Annotated in this window: 18 protein-coding genes; 4 read left to right on the forward strand and 14 right to left on the reverse strand. The window is 66.0% G+C overall.

What is annotated here, in order from left to right; genetic code table 11:
- Positions 1-23 precede the first annotated feature (23 nt).
- From rseP to rpsB, 8 genes are all read right to left on the reverse strand, one after another.
- On the reverse strand, positions 24-1364 hold the full coding sequence (rseP, locus tag AC56LK_RS04405; protein ID WP_497183349.1) for an RIP metalloprotease RseP: 1341 nt from the start codon (positions 1362-1364) through the stop codon (positions 24-26).
- A 3-nt stretch (positions 1365-1367) separates the two neighbouring features.
- Positions 1368-2543, reverse strand: coding sequence for a 1-deoxy-D-xylulose-5-phosphate reductoisomerase (gene ispC / locus AC56LK_RS04410; RefSeq protein WP_497183350.1), 1176 nt, complete (start codon positions 2541-2543; stop codon positions 1368-1370).
- Positions 2544-2569: 26 nt separating this feature from the next.
- Positions 2570-3400, reverse strand: a complete 831-nt coding sequence (locus tag AC56LK_RS04415) for a phosphatidate cytidylyltransferase (RefSeq protein ID WP_497183351.1) — start codon at positions 3398-3400, stop codon at positions 2570-2572.
- A 22-nt stretch (positions 3401-3422) separates the two neighbouring features.
- A complete protein-coding gene (gene uppS, locus AC56LK_RS04420; RefSeq protein WP_497183352.1) occupies positions 3423-4178 on the reverse strand; it encodes a polyprenyl diphosphate synthase in 756 nt (251 codons plus the stop codon).
- Positions 4179-4300: 122 nt separating this feature from the next.
- The gene (frr, locus tag AC56LK_RS04425; protein ID WP_497183353.1) at positions 4301-4861 is read right to left on the reverse strand and encodes a ribosome recycling factor; all 561 of its coding nucleotides are present in this window, start codon (positions 4859-4861) and stop codon (positions 4301-4303) included.
- A 36-nt stretch (positions 4862-4897) separates the two neighbouring features.
- Positions 4898-5614, reverse strand: coding sequence for a UMP kinase (gene pyrH / locus AC56LK_RS04430; RefSeq protein WP_497183354.1), 717 nt, complete (start codon positions 5612-5614; stop codon positions 4898-4900).
- A gap of 153 nt (positions 5615-5767) precedes the next feature.
- Complete coding sequence (gene tsf, locus AC56LK_RS04435; protein WP_497183355.1) at positions 5768-6673, reverse strand: translation elongation factor Ts; 906 nt, start codon at positions 6671-6673, stop codon at positions 5768-5770.
- Positions 6674-6819: 146 nt separating this feature from the next.
- Entirely contained in the window at positions 6820-7572 is a 753-nt protein-coding gene (rpsB, locus tag AC56LK_RS04440; protein ID WP_497183356.1) for a 30S ribosomal protein S2, read from the reverse strand.
- A gap of 248 nt (positions 7573-7820) precedes the next feature.
- Between rpsB and map the strand changes: the two genes are divergently transcribed.
- Genes map through AC56LK_RS04455 form a run of 3 tightly spaced genes read left to right on the forward strand, consistent with a single transcriptional unit; the run spans position 7821 to position 12017 of the window.
- Positions 7821-8657 carry a type I methionyl aminopeptidase gene (gene map / locus AC56LK_RS04445; RefSeq protein WP_497183357.1) on the forward strand — a complete coding sequence of 279 codons (837 nt, stop codon included), beginning with the start codon at positions 7821-7823 and terminating at the stop codon, positions 8655-8657.
- A 10-nt stretch (positions 8658-8667) separates the two neighbouring features.
- Positions 8668-11250: a [protein-PII] uridylyltransferase gene (locus tag AC56LK_RS04450; RefSeq protein ID WP_497183358.1), complete on the forward strand. Its 2583-nt coding sequence runs from the start codon at positions 8668-8670 to the stop codon at positions 11248-11250.
- 20 nt (positions 11251-11270) lie between these two features.
- A complete protein-coding gene (locus AC56LK_RS04455) occupies positions 11271-12017 on the forward strand; it encodes a pseudouridine synthase (RefSeq protein WP_497183359.1) in 747 nt (248 codons plus the stop codon).
- Positions 12018-12077: 60 nt separating this feature from the next.
- Here the strand turns inward: AC56LK_RS04455 and AC56LK_RS04460 are convergent, their stop codons facing one another.
- From AC56LK_RS04460 to AC56LK_RS04470, 3 genes are all read right to left on the reverse strand, one after another.
- Positions 12078-12815, reverse strand: a complete 738-nt coding sequence (locus AC56LK_RS04460) for a LytR/AlgR family response regulator transcription factor (RefSeq protein ID WP_497183360.1) — start codon at positions 12813-12815, stop codon at positions 12078-12080.
- Positions 12797-13894 (reverse strand): sensor histidine kinase, encoded by a 1098-nt coding sequence (locus tag AC56LK_RS04465; protein ID WP_497183361.1) that lies wholly within the window; start codon positions 13892-13894, stop codon positions 12797-12799. The genes AC56LK_RS04460 and AC56LK_RS04465 overlap by 19 nt, the downstream gene beginning before the upstream one ends.
- 72 nt (positions 13895-13966) lie before the next feature.
- On the reverse strand, positions 13967-14485 hold the full coding sequence (locus AC56LK_RS04470; protein WP_497183362.1) for an ester cyclase: 519 nt from the start codon (positions 14483-14485) through the stop codon (positions 13967-13969).
- A 255-nt stretch (positions 14486-14740) separates the two neighbouring features.
- Between AC56LK_RS04470 and AC56LK_RS04475 the strand changes: the two genes are divergently transcribed.
- Positions 14741-16117 (forward strand): family 43 glycosylhydrolase, encoded by a 1377-nt coding sequence (locus AC56LK_RS04475; protein ID WP_497183363.1) that lies wholly within the window; start codon positions 14741-14743, stop codon positions 16115-16117.
- Positions 16118-16121: 4 nt separating this feature from the next.
- Here AC56LK_RS04475 and AC56LK_RS04480 read toward each other — a convergent pair whose 3' ends face one another.
- The 3 genes from AC56LK_RS04480 to AC56LK_RS04490 are packed head-to-tail and all read right to left on the reverse strand — an operon-like array spanning position 16122 to position 18238.
- Entirely contained in the window at positions 16122-16850 is a 729-nt protein-coding gene (locus tag AC56LK_RS04480) for an amino acid ABC transporter ATP-binding protein (RefSeq protein WP_497183364.1), read from the reverse strand.
- Between the two features lie 3 nt (positions 16851-16853).
- Positions 16854-17546 (reverse strand): amino acid ABC transporter permease, encoded by a 693-nt coding sequence (locus AC56LK_RS04485; RefSeq protein WP_497183365.1) that lies wholly within the window; start codon positions 17544-17546, stop codon positions 16854-16856.
- Positions 17543-18238 carry an amino acid ABC transporter permease gene (locus AC56LK_RS04490; protein WP_497183366.1) on the reverse strand — a complete coding sequence of 232 codons (696 nt, stop codon included), beginning with the start codon at positions 18236-18238 and terminating at the stop codon, positions 17543-17545. The genes AC56LK_RS04485 and AC56LK_RS04490 overlap by 4 nt, the downstream gene beginning before the upstream one ends.
- Positions 18239-18249 lie beyond the last annotated feature (11 nt).

An 18249-nucleotide genomic window follows, 5' to 3' on the forward strand; every position in this document is an offset into this window, starting at 1 on the left:
GCGCGGCCCCTGCTTGGGCGCCGCTAGAGTAACCGCACCAGGTCATTGAAGACGGCGAGCGCCATCAGCATGAACAGCAGGCCGACTCCGAAGCGCTGCGCATACTCTCCGACACGCGCAGGCAGGGGACGCCCGGTCAAAACTTCCAGCGAATAATACAGTAAATGGCCACCATCCAGAACCGGAATTGGTAACAAATTCATTACGCCTAAGCTAATACTAATAAATGCGATGAACTGCAAATAGGTGGCCAGGCCGATGCGCGCAGTCTGCCCCGCATAATCGGCAATCGTGAGCGGGCCGGTGACGTTCTTCCACGACGCCTCCCCCGTGATCATCCTGCCGATCATCTTGAGCGTCATGGTGCTGGTTTCCCAGGTCCGCTCGGCCCCCTTGGCGATCGCCTCGAAGGGGCCGGAAGTGACGGTGACCATCTCGACCGGCTGCGACAGCAGCACCTTGGCCACCCCGCGGCCGCTGGCGGCATCGCGCTCCGGCGTCACGGTCAGCGACTGCACCCGCCCTGCCCGCTCGACATCCAGCGCTACGGTGCGCCCGGCAGCCGCGCGCATGGTCTCGGTGAAGGCCATGCCGTCCTCGACCGCCTTGCCGTCCGCGCGCAGCACCAGGTCGCCCGCCTGCAGGCCGGCGCGCTCCCCGGCCCCGCCCGGCAGCACCTTCTCGATGCGGGCGCGGGCGCGCCACAGGTCCAGGCCCAGGGCCTTGGCGACGTCGCCTTCGACGTCGAGCCCGGCGATGCGCTCGGCCGGGATGGTCGCCTGATAACCGCCGCCGTCCTGGGCGCGCAGTTCGAGACGGGCCTCGCGCTTGTCGACGGTGGCGCCGATGATCTGCCAGCGCAGTTCGGCCCATGACTGCACCGGGTTGCCGTTCACCGCGACCACGGTGTCGCCGCCGCGCACGCCGGCCAGCTGGGCCGCCGTGCCCTGCGGCGCCGTGCGCAGGCGCGCCGAAGGCTCTTCGACGCCGTGCATGAACAGCGCCGCCATCAGGGCGATGGCGACCAGGAAGTTGGCGAGCGGGCCGGCCGCCACGATGGCGATGCGCCGCCATACGCTCTGGCGGGTGAATTCGCGCGCCAGTTCGGATTCGTCCTTGGGCGCGGTTTCCGGGTCGCGGCTGTCGAGCATCTTGACGTAGCCGCCCAGCGGCAAGGCCGAGATCGCCCATTCAGTCTGGTCCGGGCCGAAGCGGCGCGACCAGACCACGCGGCCCATGCCGATCGAGAAGCGCAGTACCTTCACGCCGCAGGCGCGCGCCACCAGGTAGTGCCCGAGTTCGTGCAGGACAATCAGGGGACCGAGGGCCAGCGCGAAGGCCAGCACGGTATAGAGCAGGCTCATGGCTTATCCCCGCAGGCGGGCAATCGCAAGCTGCGCCGCTTCGCGCGCACGCGCATCCTGGGCCAGCACCGCCTCGATCGACGGCGCCGGGCCGTGCGGCACTTCGTCCATCACGCGGGCGATCACGCGGTCGATGTCGCGGAAGCCGATCTCGCGGTCGAGGAAGGATTGCACCGCCACCTCATTGGCGGCATTCAGCAGCGCCGGCGCGGTGCCGCCTGCCCTGAGCGCATCAAAAGCGAGCTTGAGGCAAGGGAAGCGCTCGAAGTCGGGCTTGTAGAACTGCAGCGCGGCCATGTCGGTCAGGTCGAGCTGGGGCACGCCCGAGGCGATCCGGTCCGGATAGGCCAGCGCGTGCGCGATCGGGGTGCGCATGTCGGGGTTGCCCAGCTGGGCCAGCACCGAGCCGTCGGTATACGACACCATCGAGTGGATCACGCTCTGCGGGTGGATCACGACCTCGATCAGGTCGGCCGCTGCGCCGAACAGCCAGTGGGCCTCGATCACTTCCAGGCCCTTGTTCATCATGGTGGCCGAGTCGACCGAGATCTTGCGGCCCATGACCCAGTTCGGGTGCTTGCAGGCTTCGTCGGGCGTGACCGCTTCGAGCGTCTCGACGGCACGGTTCAGGAAGGGCCCGCCGGAGGCCGTCAGCAGGATCTTCGCCACGCCGGCGGCCTGCGGGTCGCGCGCGTAGCCGGCGGGCAGCGACTGGAAGATCGCATTGTGCTCGCTGTCGATCGGCAGCAGGGTCGCGCGGTGCTCGCGCACCGCGTCCATGAAGAGCTGGCCGGACATGACCAGGGCTTCCTTGTTGGCCAGCAGGACCTTCTTCCCGGCGCGCGCCGCGGCCAGGGCCGGGGCCAGGCCGGCGGCGCCGACGATGGCGGCCATCACGGTGTCGGTATCGGGGCCGGAGACCACCTCGCACAGGGCCTGCTCGCCGTGGTCGACCTGGATGTCCAGGCCATCCAGCAGTTGCTCCAGGCGCCCTGCTGCGTCGGCCGTGCCGACCACGGCGCGCGCCGGCTTGAAGCGGCGGCAGGCGTCGGCCAGTTCTTCGACGCGGCCGTGGGCCGTCAAGGCATGGACGCGGTAGCGGTCCGGATGGCGCGCGAGAACGTCGAGGGTCGAGGCGCCGATCGAGCCGGTGGCGCCCAGGATGGTGATGCGCTGCATGGTATGTCCTTTGTGAGGCTGCCCATTTAGAGCCAGGCGCCGATCAGGGCTGCCAGTGGCAGGACCGGGACGAGCGCGTCCACGCGGTCCAGTACCCCGCCGTGGCCAGGCAGCAGGTTGCTGCTGTCCTTCATGCCGGCGCGGCGCTTGAGCTGGGATTCGAACAGGTCGCCGACCACGCTGGCCGCGACGATGAGGATGAGGACCGGGTACAGCGCAGTCCAGCCGAGGCTGGCCTGCACGCGCACCGGGAAGGTGTTCTGCATGGCCTCGCCGCCCAGCACGATGCTGAGCGTGGCCAGCACCAGCACGGCGATGCAGCCGCCGATCGCGCCTTCCCACGACTTGTTCGGGGAGATCGAGGGCGCCAGCTTGCGCTTGCCGAAGGCCTTGCCCGAGAAGTAGGCGAAGATGTCGGCGGCCCAGACGATTGCCATCACCGACAGCAGGTACAGGGGCGAATGGCGGTACATCTCGACGATGGCGGCGAAGCAGCCGACCACGGCGATCGCATAGGTCAGGCTGAGGAAGGTGTTGGCGCTGCTGTTCAGCGCCGGCAGCCCGAACCTGAGCGAGGGCAGGAAGCGCAGCACCCAGACCAGCACGCTGATCGCGAACCAGAACACGGGGTTCGGGTTGGGCGAGATGAAGAAGGCGTAGACGAAGGCCGCGGTCCAGAAGGCCGCGATCAGCGCGGCCTTGCCGGTGCCGGGGTTAAACAGGCGGAAGCATTCCCAGACCGCCGCCCCGAAGAAAGCCGAGGCGACCACCGCGAAGGCCGTGTAGTTGTTGAAGTACAGGACCGGCAGCAGGACGGCCAGTAATGCGAGCGCGGTAAGGATCCGGGTTTTCAGCATGTTCAGTCTTGTACGTCGGGTCTCAGGTCGTGGATTTCTGCGCGACCTGGTCGCCGGTCTGGCCGAAGCGGCGCTCGCGCTGCTGGAAGGAATCGATCGCCTCGTCCAGCGACGATTTCGAGAAATCCGGCCAGAAGGTCTTGGTGAAGTACAGCTCGGAATACGCCAGTTGCCAGAGCAGGAAGTTCGAGATGCGTTCCTCGCCGCCGGTACGGATGAACAGGTCGGGCTCGGGCGCATAGGCCATCGCCAGGTGTGGCGCCAGCATCTCTTCGGTGTAGTCGGTCACGCCGGGATTGGCCGCGACCATTTTGCTCGTTGCCTGCATGATATCCCAGCGGCCGCCATAGTTGGCGCACACGCTGACCGTCAGGCGGGTGTTGTTGGCGGTGCGGCGCTCGGCCGCACTGATCATTTCCTGCAGCTTGGCATCGAAACGGCTGAGGTCGCCCACGACCTTCAGGCGGATGTTATTGGCGTGCATTTTCGCCACTTCGCGCTCGAGCGCGGTGACGAACAGGCGCATCAGCAGCGAGACTTCCTCGGCCGGACGGCGCCAATTTTCCGACGAAAAGGCGAACAGCGTCAGGTATTCGACGCCGCGCTCGATGCAGTGCTCGACGACGCCGCGCACCGCCTCCACGCCCTTGACGTGGCCGGCCACGCGCGGCAGCAGGCGCTTGGTCGCCCAGCGGCCATTGCCATCCATGATGATGGCGATATGGCGCGGGACCTTCAGCGCTTCGGGAATGACAGTGGTCGAACTTTTGAACATCATTGTTTCCAGCAGGGCTGAGGCATCGATGGATGCACGACAGCCGGTCTTAAAGGGACTCGGACCGGCCGCGGCAATGCCGGGGCCGGTCCGCCTGGGCAGGGCTTGATGCCCCAGGCCCGGTCTTACACGGTCATGATGTCTTTTTCTTTGTCGGCCAGCAGCTTGTCGATCTCGGCAACGAACTTGTCGGTCAGCTTCTGGATTTCGTCGGACGAGCGGCGCTCGTCGTCTTCCGACGCGGTCTTGTCCTTGACCATCTTCTTGACGGCTTCGTTGGCGTCGCGGCGGATGTTGCGCACGGCGATCTTGGCGTCCTCGCCTTCCGATTTGGTCAGCTTGACCATTTCCTTGCGGCGCTCTTCGGTCAGCGGCGGGGTCGGCACGCGGATGGTGTCGCCCTGCGACGACGGGTTCAGGCCCAGGTCGGAGTCGCGGATGGCCTTCTCGATGGTGCCCGCCATTTTCTTCTCGAACGGTGCCACACCGATGGTGCGGGCGTCGATCAGGGTCAGGTTGGCCACCTGCGACAGCGGGACCGGCGAACCGTAGTACTCGACCATCACGGAATCGAGGATGCCTGCGTGCGCGCGGCCGGTACGGACCTTGGCCAGGTTGGCGCGCAAGGTCTCGATCGACTTGGTCATGCGGTCCTGGGCATTCTTCTTGACGTCAGCTAGGGACATGCTGCTCTCCTATTCTTGTAAATTGTTCAACTAAATTCAAACGTGTACCAGTGTACCTTCGTCTTCACCCATGATCACGGCTTTCATCGCGCCCGGCTTGGTGATGGAGAAGACCTTGATCGGCAGCTTCTGGTCGCGGCACAGTGCAAAGGCGGTGGCGTCCATCACCTGCAGGTTCTTGGCGATCGCCTCGTCGAAGGTGATCGAATTGTAGCGGGTGGCGGACGGGTCTTTCTTGGGGTCGGCGGTGTAGACGCCGTCGACCTTGGTCGCCTTCAGGACGATCTCGGCCGAGATTTCGGCGCCGCGCAGCGCGGCGGCGGTGTCGGTGGTGAAGAAGGGGTTGCCGGTGCCGGCGGCGAACACGACGACCTTGCCCTCTTCGAGGTATTGCAGGGCCTTCGGGCGGACGTAAGGCTCGACCACCTGCTCGATGCTGATCGCCGACATCACGCGCGCGGTGATGCCCACATGGCGCATCGAATCGGCCAGGGCCAGGGCGTTCATGACGGTGGCCAGCATCCCCATGTAGTCCGCGGTGGCGCGGTCCATGCCCTGGGCGCCCGGGGCCACGCCGCGGAAGATGTTGCCGCCGCCGATCACGATCGCCACCTGCACGCCCAGCTTCGCCACTTCCGCCACGTCGGCCACCATGCGGTCGATGGTTGCGCGGTTGATGCCGAACTGGTCGTCACCCATCAGCGCTTCGCCAGACAGTTTGAGAAGGACTCGTTGGTAGGCTGGTTTTGTCATGATGAAGCGGCTCCTAATGTTGTGTTTCGAATTCGGGTCCGACCGCTGGTAGGCGATCTCATCTGCAACGACAGATGGCTGGCGGGTGGTGCGGGCGAAGGCTCGCACACGGCACCACCCTGCAAAAACGGGCCTTTCGGCCCGCTTTGTTGATTACTGCTTGTTGGCAGCCATCTGAGCTGCGACTTCTGCTGCGAAGTCGTCCACCTTCTTCTCGATGCCTTCGCCGACGACGTACATCGTGAATGCCTTCACGCTGGCGCTCGAGGCCTTCAGCATCTGCTCGATCGACTGCTTGTCGTTCTTCACGAATGCCTGGTTCAGCAGCGAGACTTCCTTCAGGTACTTCTGCACCGAACCGTCGATACGCTTTGCGACGATCTCGGCCGACTGCGGCTGCTTGCCTTCGGCAGCCGCCTTGTCGGCGTCTTCCTGGGCTTTCAGCTGGGCAACCGAACGCTCTTTTTCGATCATTTCAGCAGGCACTTGCTCTGCCGACAGGGCGACCGGCTTCATGGCAGCGATGTGCATGGCCACATCCTTGCCGACCTGGTCGTCGCCTTCGAACTCGACCATCACGCCGATGCGGGTGCCGTGCAGGTAAGAGGCCAGCTTGGCGGTGGTCTCGAAGCGCTGGAAGCGGCGGACGGTCATATTCTCGCCGATTTTGCCGATCAGTGCCGTACGCACGTCGTCGAAGGTCTTGCCTTCGTGCGGCAGGGCTGCCAGGGCGGCGACGTCGGCCGGGTTGTTCTCGGCGACCAGGCGGGCTGCCAGGTTGACCATGGCCAGGAATTCGTCGTTCTTGGCGACGAAGTCGGTTTCGCTGTTGACTTCGACCAGGGCGCCGACGTTGCCGGAGATATAAGCGGCGACCACGCCTTCGGCGGTCACGCGGGCAGCGGCCTTCGATGCCTTGCCGCCCAGCTTGACGCGCAGGATCTCTTCGGCGCGACCCAGATCGCCTTCGGCTTCCGTCAGTGCCTTCTTGCATTCCATCATCGGCGCGTCGGTCTTCGCGCGCAGTTCACCAACCATCGCTGCGGTAATTGCTGCCATGTCGTTTCTCCTAAATGTTGATCCAGAGAGTGCCTGTCGCAGGACAGGGCACGATATCTTATTGCTAAATCTTGTGCTTAAAAAAAGGGGGGCTCGTGGTACGGCGCCCCCTCTTCTATTCGGGCAGGCTGGCGCCTGCCGCGAAATTATGCCTGCTCGGAAACTTCGACGAAATCGTCGGCGCCCGCGGCCTTGACCATCTCAACGACGTCGTTGGTGGCGTTGGCGCGGCCTTCCAGGATCGCATCGGCGACGCCGCGTGCGTACAGGGTGATCGCCTTCGACGAGTCGTCGTTACCCGGGATCACGTGGGTGACGCCTTCCGGCGAGTGGTTGGTGTCGACCACGCCGATGACCGGGATGCCCAGCTTGCCGGCTTCGGTGATGGCGCCCTTGTGGTAGCCGACGTCGACGACGAAGATCGCGTCAGGCACGCCGCCCAGGTCCTTGATGCCGCCGATCGACTTCTGCAGCTTGACCATTTCACGCTGGAACATCAGCGCTTCTTTCTTCGACAGCTTCTCGACCGAACCGTCTTCGATCTGGGCTTCCATGTCCTTCAGGCGCTTGATCGAGGTCTTGATGGTCTTGAAGTTGGTCAGCATGCCGCCCAGCCAGCGCTGGTCGACGTAAGGCACGCCTGCGCGCTGGGCTTCAGCGGCGATGATGTCGCGCGCCTGGCGCTTGGTGCCGACCATCAGGATGGTGCCGCGGTTGGCCGAGATCTGCTTGATGGTCTTCATCGCATCCTGGTACATCGCCATGGTCTTTTCCAGGTTGATGATGTGGATCTTGTTGCGATGACCGAAGATGAACGGTGCCATTTTCGGGTTCCAGAAACGGGTCTGGTGGCCAAAGTGGATACCGGCTTCCAGCATTTCACGCATAGTAACGGACATAAAATTCTCCAGGGTTGGGTCTTGAACGTGGCCAGTCACCTCGGTCAGCTTCCTGACAGGCACCCTTTGGCGGCCACGTTCGCGATTTCTATAAAAAAGATGGTTTTTACAACATTGCTCGATGCGAATACGAGCAACCCGAGATTCTAGCGGGATTTCACATTGTTTTCAAGGGGGTCACCATCCCTTATAATGATGCAATATCGCCCGGCACCCGGGCCAACCATTATTCGCAGGATCAGGATTCTATGGCCTCCACCCCCAAGACCCCGGAAGAAATCGAAGGCATGCGCGTCGCCTGCCGGCTCGGCTCGGAAGTGCTCGACTACATCACGCCCTTCGTCAAGCCGGGCGTCACCACCGGCGAACTCGACCGCCTGGCCAAGGACTACATGATCAATGTGCAGGGCACGGTGCCGGCCACGCTGAACTACGCGCCGCCGGGCTACCCGCCGTTCCCCGGCTCGATCTGCGCCTCGGTCAACGACGTGATCTGCCACGGCATCCCGGGCGACCGCGTGCTCAAGAGCGGCGACGCGCTCAACATCGACATCACCCCGATCACCAAGGAAGGCTTCCACGGCGATAACAGCCGCATGTTCCTGGTCGGCGAGCCCACGATCCTGGCCAAGCGCCTGTCGGAAGTCACCTTCGAATGCATGTGGCTGGGCATCGCCAAGGTCAAGCCGGGCAACCGCCTGGGCGACATCGGCCACGCGATCCAGCAGCACGCCGAGAAGCACGGCTACAGCGTGGTGCGCGAGTTCTGCGGCCACGGCGTCGGCCGCGTGTTCCACGAAGAGCCGCAGGTACTCCATTACGGCCGCCCGGGCACCGGCGAAGAGCTGGTGCCCGGCATGATCTTCACCATCGAGCCGATGATCAACGCCGGCCGCCGCGAGATCCGCGAGATGCCGGACGGCTGGACCATCAAGACCAAGGACCGCAGCCTGTCGGCGCAGTGGGAGCACACGGTGCTGGTCACGGAAACCGGCGTCGAAGTGCTGACCATGTCGGCCGGCAGCCCGCCGCCCCCAGCCATCGTGCTGCCGCTGCTGAACCAGGGCGCCGCGGTGCCGGCCTGAGGACGACGACATGGGCCAGCCCGCGCTCCTCGACAGCTCGCGCAGCGAACTGCGCCAACGGCTCAAGGCCGAGCGCCAGGCCCTGATCGACGCCTTCCACCAGGACGGCAAGCCGGAGAAGCTGCTGCGCGGCCTGCGCACCTGCGTCGACGGCATCCTGACCGATGCCTGGAATGCCGCCGGCCTGCCGGCCCACACCGCGCTGGTGGGCGTGGGCGGCTACGGCCGCGGCGAACTCTTCCCCTATTCCGACGTCGACCTGCTGGTCTTGCTCGGCCAGCCGGCCGACGCCCTCACCCAGGCCAAATTGGAATCCCTGGTCCAGCTGTTCTGGGACCTGGGCCTGGAGATCGGCCACAGCATCCGCACCGTCGACGAGTGCCTGGTCGAATCGCGTGCCGACATCACGGTCCAGACCAGCCTGCTGGAAGCGCGCCTGGTCACCGGCGACGGCGCCCTGTTCGACGAGCTGCGCAGGCGTTACCGCGCCGCCCTCGACCCGCAAGCCTTTTTCCAGGCCAAGACCGCCGAGATGCGGCTGCGCCACGCCAAGTACGAATACACGGCCTTCGCCCTCGAACCCAACGTCAAGGAAAGCCCGGGCGCGCTGCGCGACCTGCAGGTGATCATGTGGGTGGCCAAGGCGGCCGGCCTGGCCGAATCCTGGAGCCAGATGGCGCGCGCCAAGCTGATCACCCGCGCCGAGGCGCGCCAGCTGATGGAGAAGGAATACGCCTTCAAGGACATCCGTGTGCGCCTGCACCTGCAGACCAAGCGGCGCGAAGACCGCCTGGTGTTCGACGTCCAGACCGCGATCGCCAAGACCTTCGGCCTGGAGAACGCCGACGGCCGCCGTGCCAGCGAATTCCTGATGCAGCGCTACTACTGGGCGGCCAAGGTGGTTACCCAGATGAACACCATCATGCTGCAGAATATCGAGGCCCAGCTGTTCCCGCGTCCGGCGGCGAAGGTGGCGATCGGCGGCGACTTCAACGCGCATTTCAACGAGGTCAACGGCTTCATCGACATCGCCCACGACGACACCTTCGAGCGCTTCCCCTCGACCGTGCTCGGGATCTTCGTGGCCATGACCGAGCGCCCCGACATCAAGGGCATGACGGCGCGCACCATGCGCGCCCTGTGGCATGCGCGGAACCTGATCGACGAAGCCTACCGCGCCAATCCGGCCAACAAGGCTCTGTTCCTGCGCATCCTGAAGGCGCCCAGCGGCCTGCTGCACGCGCTGCGCCGCATGAACGACATGGGCGTGCTGGGACGCTACCTGCCGGCCTTCCGCGGCATCACCGGCCAGATGCAGCACGACCTGTTCCACGTCTACACGGTGGACCAGCACATCATGATGGTGGTGCGGAACCTGCGCCGCTTCACGATGCCCGAGCACGCCCACGAATACCCCTTCTGCAGCCAGCTGATCGCGAACTTCCGCGACCGCTGGCTGCTGTACGTGGCCGCCCTGTTCCACGACATCGCCAAGGGCCGCGGCGGCGACCATTCCGAACTCGGGATGGCGGACGCGGAAGACTTCTGCCGCGGCCACGGGCTGTCCGACGAAGACACGGGGCTGGTGGTATTCCTGGTCCAGCAGCACCTGACCATGTCGACCGTGGCCCAGAAGCAGGACCTGTCCGATCCGGACGTCATTGCGGCCTTTGCCGCCACGGTCAAGGACGAGCGTCACCTGACCGCGCTGTACCTGCTCACCGTGGCCGACATCCGCGGCACCAGCCCCAAGGTCTGGAATGCCTGGAAAGCCAAGCTACTGGAAGACCTGTACAAGATCACCCTGCGCGTGCTGGGCGGCGAACCGCACAGCGCCGACCGTGAACTGCGCGCGCGCCAGAAGGAAGCGCTGGCCACCCTGCGCCTGTATGGCCTGGGCGCCGACGCCCACGAAGCGCTGTGGAAGCAGCTCGACGTGGTCTACTTCCTGCGCCACGACGCCTCCGACATCGCCTGGCAGACCCGCGCCCTGCACGACAAGGTCGACAGCGTCAAGCCGGTGGTCAGGGCGCGCCTGGCGCCGATCGGCGAAGGCCTGCAGGTGGCGGTCTACCTCCAGGACCAGCCCGACCTGTTCGCGCGCATCTGCAGCTACTTCGACCGCAAGAACTTCAGCATCCTCGACGCCAAGATCCACACCACGCGCCACGGCTACGCGCTCGACTCCTTCCTCGTCACCGACGAAAACTTCGCCGGCAGCTACCGCGACATCATCAGCCTGATCGAGCACGAGCTGTGCGCCCTGCTGCTCGAGCAGGAAGCCCTGCCGCCGCCGACACGCGGCCGCCTGTCGCGCCTGTCGCGCACCTTCCCGGTGACCCCGAGCGTCGACCTGCGGCCGGACGAACGCGGCCAATTCCACGTGCTGTCGGTGGCCGCCAACGACCGCCCCGGCCTGCTGTATGCGATCGCCAGCGTGCTGACGCGCTACCGCATCAACCTGCACACCGCCAAGGTCATGACCCTGGGCGAGCGCGTCGAGGACGTGTTCCTGATCGACGGCGCCGCACTGAACAACCCGCGCAGCCAGGTGCAGCTCGAGACCGACCTGCTGGACGCCCTCAAGATTTAACCACTTTTTTTGTATTCCCGATGACCGAACCTGTCCGCCTCTCCAAACGTATGTCCGAACTCGGCCTGTCCTCGCGCCGCGAAGCCGATGACTGGATCGCCAAGGGCTGGGTGCGGGTGGACGGCAAGGTCGTCTCGGAGCTGGGCAGCAAGGTGCTGCCGCACCAGAAGATCACGGTCGAGCGCCAGGCCGCGGCCGAGCAGTCCAAGCGCGTGACCGTCCTGATCAACAAGCCGGTGGGCTACGTCAGCGGCCAGGCCGAGGACGGCTATAAGCCGGCCGTGGTGCTGGTCAAGCCGGAGAACCGCTGGCCGGACGATCCCTCGCCCGAGCAGTTCCACCCGACCCAGCTGCGCAGCCTGGTGCCGGCCGGCCGCCTCGACATCGACTCGGTGGGCCTGCTGGTGCTGACCCAGGACGGCCGCATCGCCAAGCAGCTGATCGGCGAGAACACGGCGATCGAGAAGGAATACCTGGTGCGGGTGGAGTACACCAAGCCGGGCACGCTGCCGGACACGGAGCTCAGGAAGCTCAACCACGGCCTGTGGATGGACGGCAAACCCCTGCTGCCGGCCAAGGTGCGCTGGCAGAACGAGGACCAGCTCAGCTTCACGCTGAAGGAAGGCCGCAAGCGCCAGATCCGCCGCATGTGCGACATGGTGGGACTGAAGGTGCTCGGCCTGAAGCGGGTGCGGATCGGCAAGGTCAAGCTGGGGGATCTGCCGCCGGGGCAGTGGCGTTACCTGCGGCCCGACGAGCAGTTTTAAGGTCTTGAGGCGAGCCTCCGTCGTAGTGGTGCAGGGTCATCCGAACAGCGCCTCGATGCCCTAGCGATAGCGGCGGCTGCCCTGCACTTCGCTGTCGTCGGCCAGCACGACGACGAAATCGCCGCTGAACTGCGGTTGCAGCTCGCGGATGTGGCGCGCATTGACGATGCAGGAACGCGACACGCGCACGTAGCCATCCGGGTCCAGCCGCGCTTCCAGGCTGGTGAGCGTCTCGCGCAGCAGGTGCATGCGCTCGCGTGTGTGCACCTCGATGTAGTTGCCGGTGGCTTCGAAGCGCATGACCTCGTCGACGTCGACCAGGATCACGCGGCCGGCCTTCTTGATAGGCAGGCGGCGCAGGTAGCGCCGCGCCGGACCGCCGGCGAGCTCTCCGAGCACCGCTGCGACGCGCGCGGCCAGGTCATCCGGCCTGGCGGACAACTGCGCCCTTGCCCGTGCCAGCGCCGTCCGGATGCGCTCCGGCTCGACCGGCTTGAGCAGGTAGTCGAGCGCATGGATCTCGAAGGCGCGCACCGCGAACTGGTCGTAGGCGGTGACGAAGATCGTGGCCGGCATGCTGTCGGGACCGACGGCCGCGACGACCTCGAAACCGTCTGCCTCCGGCATCGCTATGTCGAGGAAGATCAGGTCGGGCTGCAGCGCCGCGATGGCCTCGATCGCCGCCTTGCCGTCGCCGCATTCGCCCACTACCTCGATATCGGGTTCAAGGGCCAGGTACTGGCGGATGCCGCGCCGCGCCAGCACCTCGTCGTCGACGATCAGGACGCGGATGCGCATGCGCCCTCCTGCAGAGGGATCGCCAGTGAAACCTCGGTGCCGCCGCCAGGCTTGTCGCCGATGGCGAAACGATGGCTGGCGCCGAACATCTGCTGCAGGCGCGCACGCGTGTTGGACAGCCCGATGCCCCACTTCAGGTGCTGTCCCACACCCGCGCCGTTGTCGGTGACCGCCAGGCGCAGCATGCCGTCCTCGGCGCGCGCGCTGATGACGATCAGGCCCGGCCGGGCGCGGGGGCCAATGCCATGGCGGATGGCGTTTTCCACCAGCGGCTGCAGTACCAGGCTGGGCACGCGCGCGCCCATCAGCTCCGGGCCGACGTCGACATGGTAGCTCAGGCGCTCGGCGAAACGGATCTTCTCGATCGTCAGGAAGCTGGCGATGACATCGAGCTCCTCGCGCAGCGTGACCTCGCGGCTGTCGTCCTTGTCCAGCACCTTGCGCAGCAAGCCGCACAGCAGCTGCAGCATGTGGCGGGCCGCCGCCGGGTCGTCGCCGATCAGGACGTCGATCGAATTGAGCGTGTTGAACAGGAAGTGCGGCTGCAGCTGCGACTTCAGCGCCAGCAACCGCGCTTCGGCGAGCTGCGCCTCCAGCGCCAGGTGGCGCCGCTCCCGTTCATGGACCGCTTGCTGCAGGTGCAGGAACTGGACCGCGATCGTCAGCACCCAGTACACCGAGAGGCTGGGCAGGAAGGCCGTCGCCAGCAGGCGCGCGTAGGTGGCGCTCCAGCCGGTGCTGAAGCCGGGCGCGCCGACCAGCGGCGCGGCGAAGGCATACACCGCCATGTGCAACAGCGTCGCGGCGACGCTGCCCGCCGCGTGCACGGCCAGCGGGCGCCACCACGCACGCCGTTCGAACGGCACGCGTGCGGCCAGCCGCAGGATCGGCAGTGTCAGCAGCGCCCACGCGCCAGCCCAGACCGACCAGGCGGTGAAGGCGCCGCCCCAGGGAATCGGCTGGCCGCGCACCGCGGAGGCGACGTGCGACTGGGTGGCGAACACGGCGGCGCACAAGGCCCAGCCCACCAGTGTCCAGAGGACGGGGCGGCGGCCGATGGCGAGCTGGCTGAGGGACACGATGGCACCATGAAGGAAAGATCTGAGCAGGCGCATGTTACACCGCGCGCGGCCGCGCGTGCCGTTTTGCGCTCACTCGCCGGCCGCTTGCACGCGCGGAACCGATGTCCGGGGAGGCAGGAGGCCCAGCTGGCGCATGATGCCGATGGTGTCGCCGGTCGCCCACTCCTCGGCGATCTTGCCGTCCACGAAGCGGAAGGTGGCCTGGCCAGTCGCCTTGACCGGCCTGCCGGTGGCCGGTATGCCGTTGCCGCTGCCGGTATTCGTGCCGGTCGCGGTCCAGCGCACGGCGACCAGGTCCTTCTCGGCGAGGATCAGGTCGATGTTCATCTTGAGATCGGGGAAGGCCTGGCGCCAGCCCTTGGCCTCGGCCAGGCTGCCTTCGCGCGTGAACGTGCCGTTGCCGGCATGGCCGATGAAGTCATTCGTGTAGGGCACGGTGAAGATGCCCTGGTTCAGGCCCTCATCGTAGACGCGGCGGGCGAGGGATTTGTTCAGCTCCTCCTGGGGGCCGGCAAGCGCGGCATCGGTGGCGAGGAAGCCGAGGGCGAGCGCGGCGATGCGCAGGGTGGACAGGATCTGGTGGTGCATGGTGGTGGTCTCCGTTGTCAGGGGCGCGACGTGCACCCGTGACGCCATGCTAGGGCCGCGGTGCCGCCAGGCCGGCGGATCTGTGACGAGCGGACAGGGAACGGTGACGAGCGGCGGAGAATCCGGGACGGCAGGCCGTGCCCGGGGCCGCGCGATACCGAAAAGGCAATCATTGGCGCGACATATTTCATCGCTCGCGCGCCGCGACATTACCTATGCTGGCGGAGCAGTATCCAACAACAAACTGGAGACAAGATGATGAAAACACTGCTGGCGTTCTGCTGCCTGGCGCTGGGTATCGCCCTGGGGCCCCAGGCCCGGGCCATCGAACTGGCGGGCGTGAAGAACGCGCACGACCCGGGCACGATCACGAAGGACGGCGACACTTACTTCAACTTCACCACCGGGACCGGGATCTGGTATTCCACCTCGAAGGACCTGCTGACCTGGACCGGCGGTCCGGGCCCGGTCTTCAGCACCTATCCGGCCTGGATCAAGAACAAGATCCCGGACTTCGCCGGCTCGTTCTGGGCACCGGACCTGATCCAGATGAACGGTCAGTACTACCTGTACTACTCGGTATCGACCTTCGGTACCTCGTCCTCGGCGATCGGGGTGGCGCGCTCGCCCTCGCTGAAGAATCCGGTGTGGACCGATCTCGGGATCGTGGTCGAGTCCTTCGGCGGCGCGGGCGAGATCAATGCGATCGACCCGGCGCTGTTCCGCGACCATGACGGCAAGGTGTACATGTCGTGGGGTTCCTTCTTCGGCGGAATCGGGCTGGCGGAGATCAACCAGTCCACCGGCAAGCTGGCCGGCAGCGTCAGCACGATTCTAGGAGGCGGCCACCAGGACATCGAGGCGCCCTACATCACCCGCAACGGCAACGACTACTATTTGTTCGTCAACCGCGGCAGTTGCTGCAAGGGCAGCGACAGCACGTATTACGTCGAGGTACAGCGCGCGACCAACATCCGCGGTCCCTACTCGGGCACCCGCACCGTGCTGCCGGTCACGGACGGCAGGTACCGCGGACCAGGCCACATCGGCCTGCTGAAGCAGGACGGCTGCCAGTTCGTCTCCACCCATTACTACGACCTGCAGGACAACGGCAACGCCAAGCTCGATATCCTGCGCATGAGCTACAGCGGGGGCTGGCCGGTCCTGAGCCGCAATTTCACGAACTTTGCGGGCTGCGGCGGCATCAGCGACGGCGTCTACAGCTTCCGTTCGCGCCACAGCGGCAAGGCGCTGACGGTGGCGAATGCGTCCACGGCGGACGGCGCCCTGGTCCAGCAGTTCACCGATACGAACGCCCGGCACCAGCAGTGGCACCTGATCGGGCAAGGCGACGGCTACTACAGCATTGTCAATGCCCACAGCCTGCGCAGCCTGGACAACTACGGCAACTCGACCACCGCGGGCACGAATATCGCGCAATGGGGTTACTGGGCGGGCAGCGGCCAGCGCTGGCGCTTCGCCAGCCCGGCCGCCGGCTACTACACGGTGGCGAACCAGCTGAGCGGCATGGTGCTCGACGTGAATGCGCGCAGCACGGCGGACGGCGCGCAGATCATTCAGTATCCCGTGAATAATGCCGCCAACCAGCAATGGTCGCTGATCCGCAGGTAAGCGCTTAATCGCGCCGGCGGTCGGACAGGAACTGCCGGGCGCGCGGGTGCTGCGGATTGGTGAAAAAGTCCCCGGGCGTGGCGCGCTCGAGGATCCGTCCTTCGCTCATGAACAGGATGCGGTCCGCGACTTCGCGCGCGAAACCCATCTCGTGGGTCACGCAGACCATGGTCATGCCCTGCCCTGCCAGCGAGCGCATCACACCCAGTACTTCGCCCACCATTTCCGGATCGAGCGCACTGGTCGGCTCGTCGAACAGCATCACCGGCGGACGCATGGCCAGGGCGCGGGCGATCGCCACGCGCTGCTGCTGGCCGCCCGAGAGCGCGTTCGGGTAGGCGTCGCGCTTGTGGGCCAGGCCCACCTGCTCCAGCAGCTGCATGGCATAGTCGCGCGCTTCCTTGGGCGTTGCGCGCTTCAGGTTGACCGGCGCCAGGGTGCAGTTCTCCAGCACCGTCAGGTGCGGGAACAGGTTGAAGTGCTGGAACACGAAGCCGATCCCGGCGCGCAGGGCGTTGACGTCGGCGCCCTTGGCATGGATGTCGCGGCCGTCGATGCCGATGCTGCCGCCGTCGATTTCCTCCAGCCGGTTAAGGGTGCGGATCAGGGTCGACTTGCCGGAGCCCGAGGGACCGCACACGACCACGACCTCGTTCTTTTCCACACGCTCGCTGACGTCGACCAGCGCATGGTAATCGCCGTACCACTTGTTGACTTTATCGAGAACGATCATCGTTCACACTTCCTTTTTTACGGTGCCTGCAAGGCGGCGCTCGAGCAGGAAGGCCAGGCGGGACAGGCCGAAACAGAGGATGAAATAGCTCAGGGCCAGGATCAGGTAGACCTCGACCGCCTGCGTGAACACCAGGGTGTTCACCTGGGTCGCGATGAACGAGACTTCCGACAGGCCGATGATGTAGCCGAGCGAGGTCGCCTTGATGGTCGAGACCAGCTGGCTGACGATCGACGGCAGGCCGTTGCGCAGGGTCTGCGGCAGCACCACCAGGCGCAGGGCCTGCGGATAGGACAGTCCCAGCGAGCGGGCGCTTTCCAGCTGCCCCTTCGGCAGCGCGCGGATGCCGGCCGCCACGATCTCGGCCAGGTAGATGCCGTCGAACAGCACCAGCACCATCAGCATGGTGGTCGCCTGCCCGGTCTTGACGCCGGTGACGGCCGGCAGGAAGAAGTAGACCCAGAACACCACCAGCAGCAGCGGCACCGCGCGCACCAGCTGCACCAGCGCGGCGGTCGGCCAGCGGATCGCGCGCCGGCTGCTGACGCGCGCCACGCCCAGCAACAGGCCGAGCGGCATCGCCAGCAGCAGCGCCCCTAGGGACAGCAGCACGGTGAGCGCCAGGCCGCCGAGCGGGCCTTCGGGATATTGGCCGACCAGGAAGTACAGCCAGTAGGTGTCGATGAGTTCAATCATGCCGGGCGGACCGGATAACGCCGCTGAAAACCATACGCGGCCAGGGAAATCAGGAGCGACACGCTCAGGTAGGCCAGTGTCGCGAAAGTAAACGCCTCGAGGCTGCGGAAGCTGGCCGTCTCTACGCGCGCGGCCTGGTACATCAGTTCGGCGGCGCCGATGACGGTGGCCACACTGGTGTCCTTCCACAGGTTGACGGTCTGCGACAGCAGCGGCGGCGTGGCCGCGCGGAAGGCCTGCGGCAGCAGCACCAGGCGCAGGCTTGCGAAGCGTCCCAGGCCGAGCGAACGCGCCGCTTCGAGCTGGCCCGGAGGCACGGCGCGGATGCCGCTGCGGATGTCTTCCGCCATGTGGACGCCGCTGTACAGCGCCAGCGCGATCACGGCGCACACGGCTTCCGGATTGTGCGCATACAGGAAGTCGCGCGCGCCTTCCGGCAGCAGTTCGGGGAAGGCGAAGTACCAGAACAGCAGGTGGGCCAGCAGCGGCACGTTGCGGATGCCTTCGACGATGGTGGCGCCGAGCCCGCGCAGCGGCGCGATGCTCGAAGTACGCATGACGGCGACCAGCGCGCCGAACGGCAGGGCGAAGACGAAGCTGGCGGCGGTCAGCTGGAGCGAGAGGATGAGTCCCTGCACCAGCCAGTCATGGTACTGGCCGGATTGCAGGATGCCGGGATCGAAGAACTGCAAGGGTGGTGCTC

It is taken from the genome of Telluria sp. ZB4P36 (assembly GCF_059685865.1).

What these genes read in the sequence shown, in the direction of transcription:
- AC56LK_RS04480 (WP_497183364.1), bottom strand. Translation starts at nt 16,850, where the DNA reads ATGATCGTTCTCGATAAAGTCAACAAGTGGTACGGCGATTACCATGCG.
- AC56LK_RS04475 (WP_497183363.1), top strand. Translation starts at nt 14,741, where the DNA reads ATGATGAAAACACTGCTGGCGTTCTGCTGCCTGGCGCTGGGTATCGCC.
- tsf (WP_497183355.1), bottom strand. Translation starts at nt 6,673, where the DNA reads ATGGCAGCAATTACCGCAGCGATGGTTGGTGAACTGCGCGCGAAGACC.
- map (WP_497183357.1), top strand. Translation starts at nt 7,821, where the DNA reads ATGGCCTCCACCCCCAAGACCCCGGAAGAAATCGAAGGCATGCGCGTC.
- rseP (WP_497183349.1), bottom strand. Translation starts at nt 1,364, where the DNA reads ATGAGCCTGCTCTATACCGTGCTGGCCTTCGCGCTGGCCCTCGGTCCC.
- frr (WP_497183353.1), bottom strand. Translation starts at nt 4,861, where the DNA reads ATGTCCCTAGCTGACGTCAAGAAGAATGCCCAGGACCGCATGACCAAG.
- AC56LK_RS04485 (WP_497183365.1), bottom strand. Translation starts at nt 17,546, where the DNA reads ATGATTGAACTCATCGACACCTACTGGCTGTACTTCCTGGTCGGCCAA.
- AC56LK_RS04450 (WP_497183358.1), top strand. Translation starts at nt 8,668, where the DNA reads ATGGGCCAGCCCGCGCTCCTCGACAGCTCGCGCAGCGAACTGCGCCAA.
- pyrH (WP_497183354.1), bottom strand. Translation starts at nt 5,614, where the DNA reads ATGACAAAACCAGCCTACCAACGAGTCCTTCTCAAACTGTCTGGCGAA.
- AC56LK_RS04470 (WP_497183362.1), bottom strand. Translation starts at nt 14,485, where the DNA reads ATGCACCACCAGATCCTGTCCACCCTGCGCATCGCCGCGCTCGCCCTC.
- rpsB (WP_497183356.1), bottom strand. Translation starts at nt 7,572, where the DNA reads ATGTCCGTTACTATGCGTGAAATGCTGGAAGCCGGTATCCACTTTGGC.
- uppS (WP_497183352.1), bottom strand. Translation starts at nt 4,178, where the DNA reads ATGATGTTCAAAAGTTCGACCACTGTCATTCCCGAAGCGCTGAAGGTC.
- AC56LK_RS04455 (WP_497183359.1), top strand. Translation starts at nt 11,271, where the DNA reads ATGACCGAACCTGTCCGCCTCTCCAAACGTATGTCCGAACTCGGCCTG.
- AC56LK_RS04460 (WP_497183360.1), bottom strand. Translation starts at nt 12,815, where the DNA reads ATGCGCATCCGCGTCCTGATCGTCGACGACGAGGTGCTGGCGCGGCGC.
- AC56LK_RS04415 (WP_497183351.1), bottom strand. Translation starts at nt 3,400, where the DNA reads ATGCTGAAAACCCGGATCCTTACCGCGCTCGCATTACTGGCCGTCCTG.
- ispC (WP_497183350.1), bottom strand. Translation starts at nt 2,543, where the DNA reads ATGCAGCGCATCACCATCCTGGGCGCCACCGGCTCGATCGGCGCCTCG.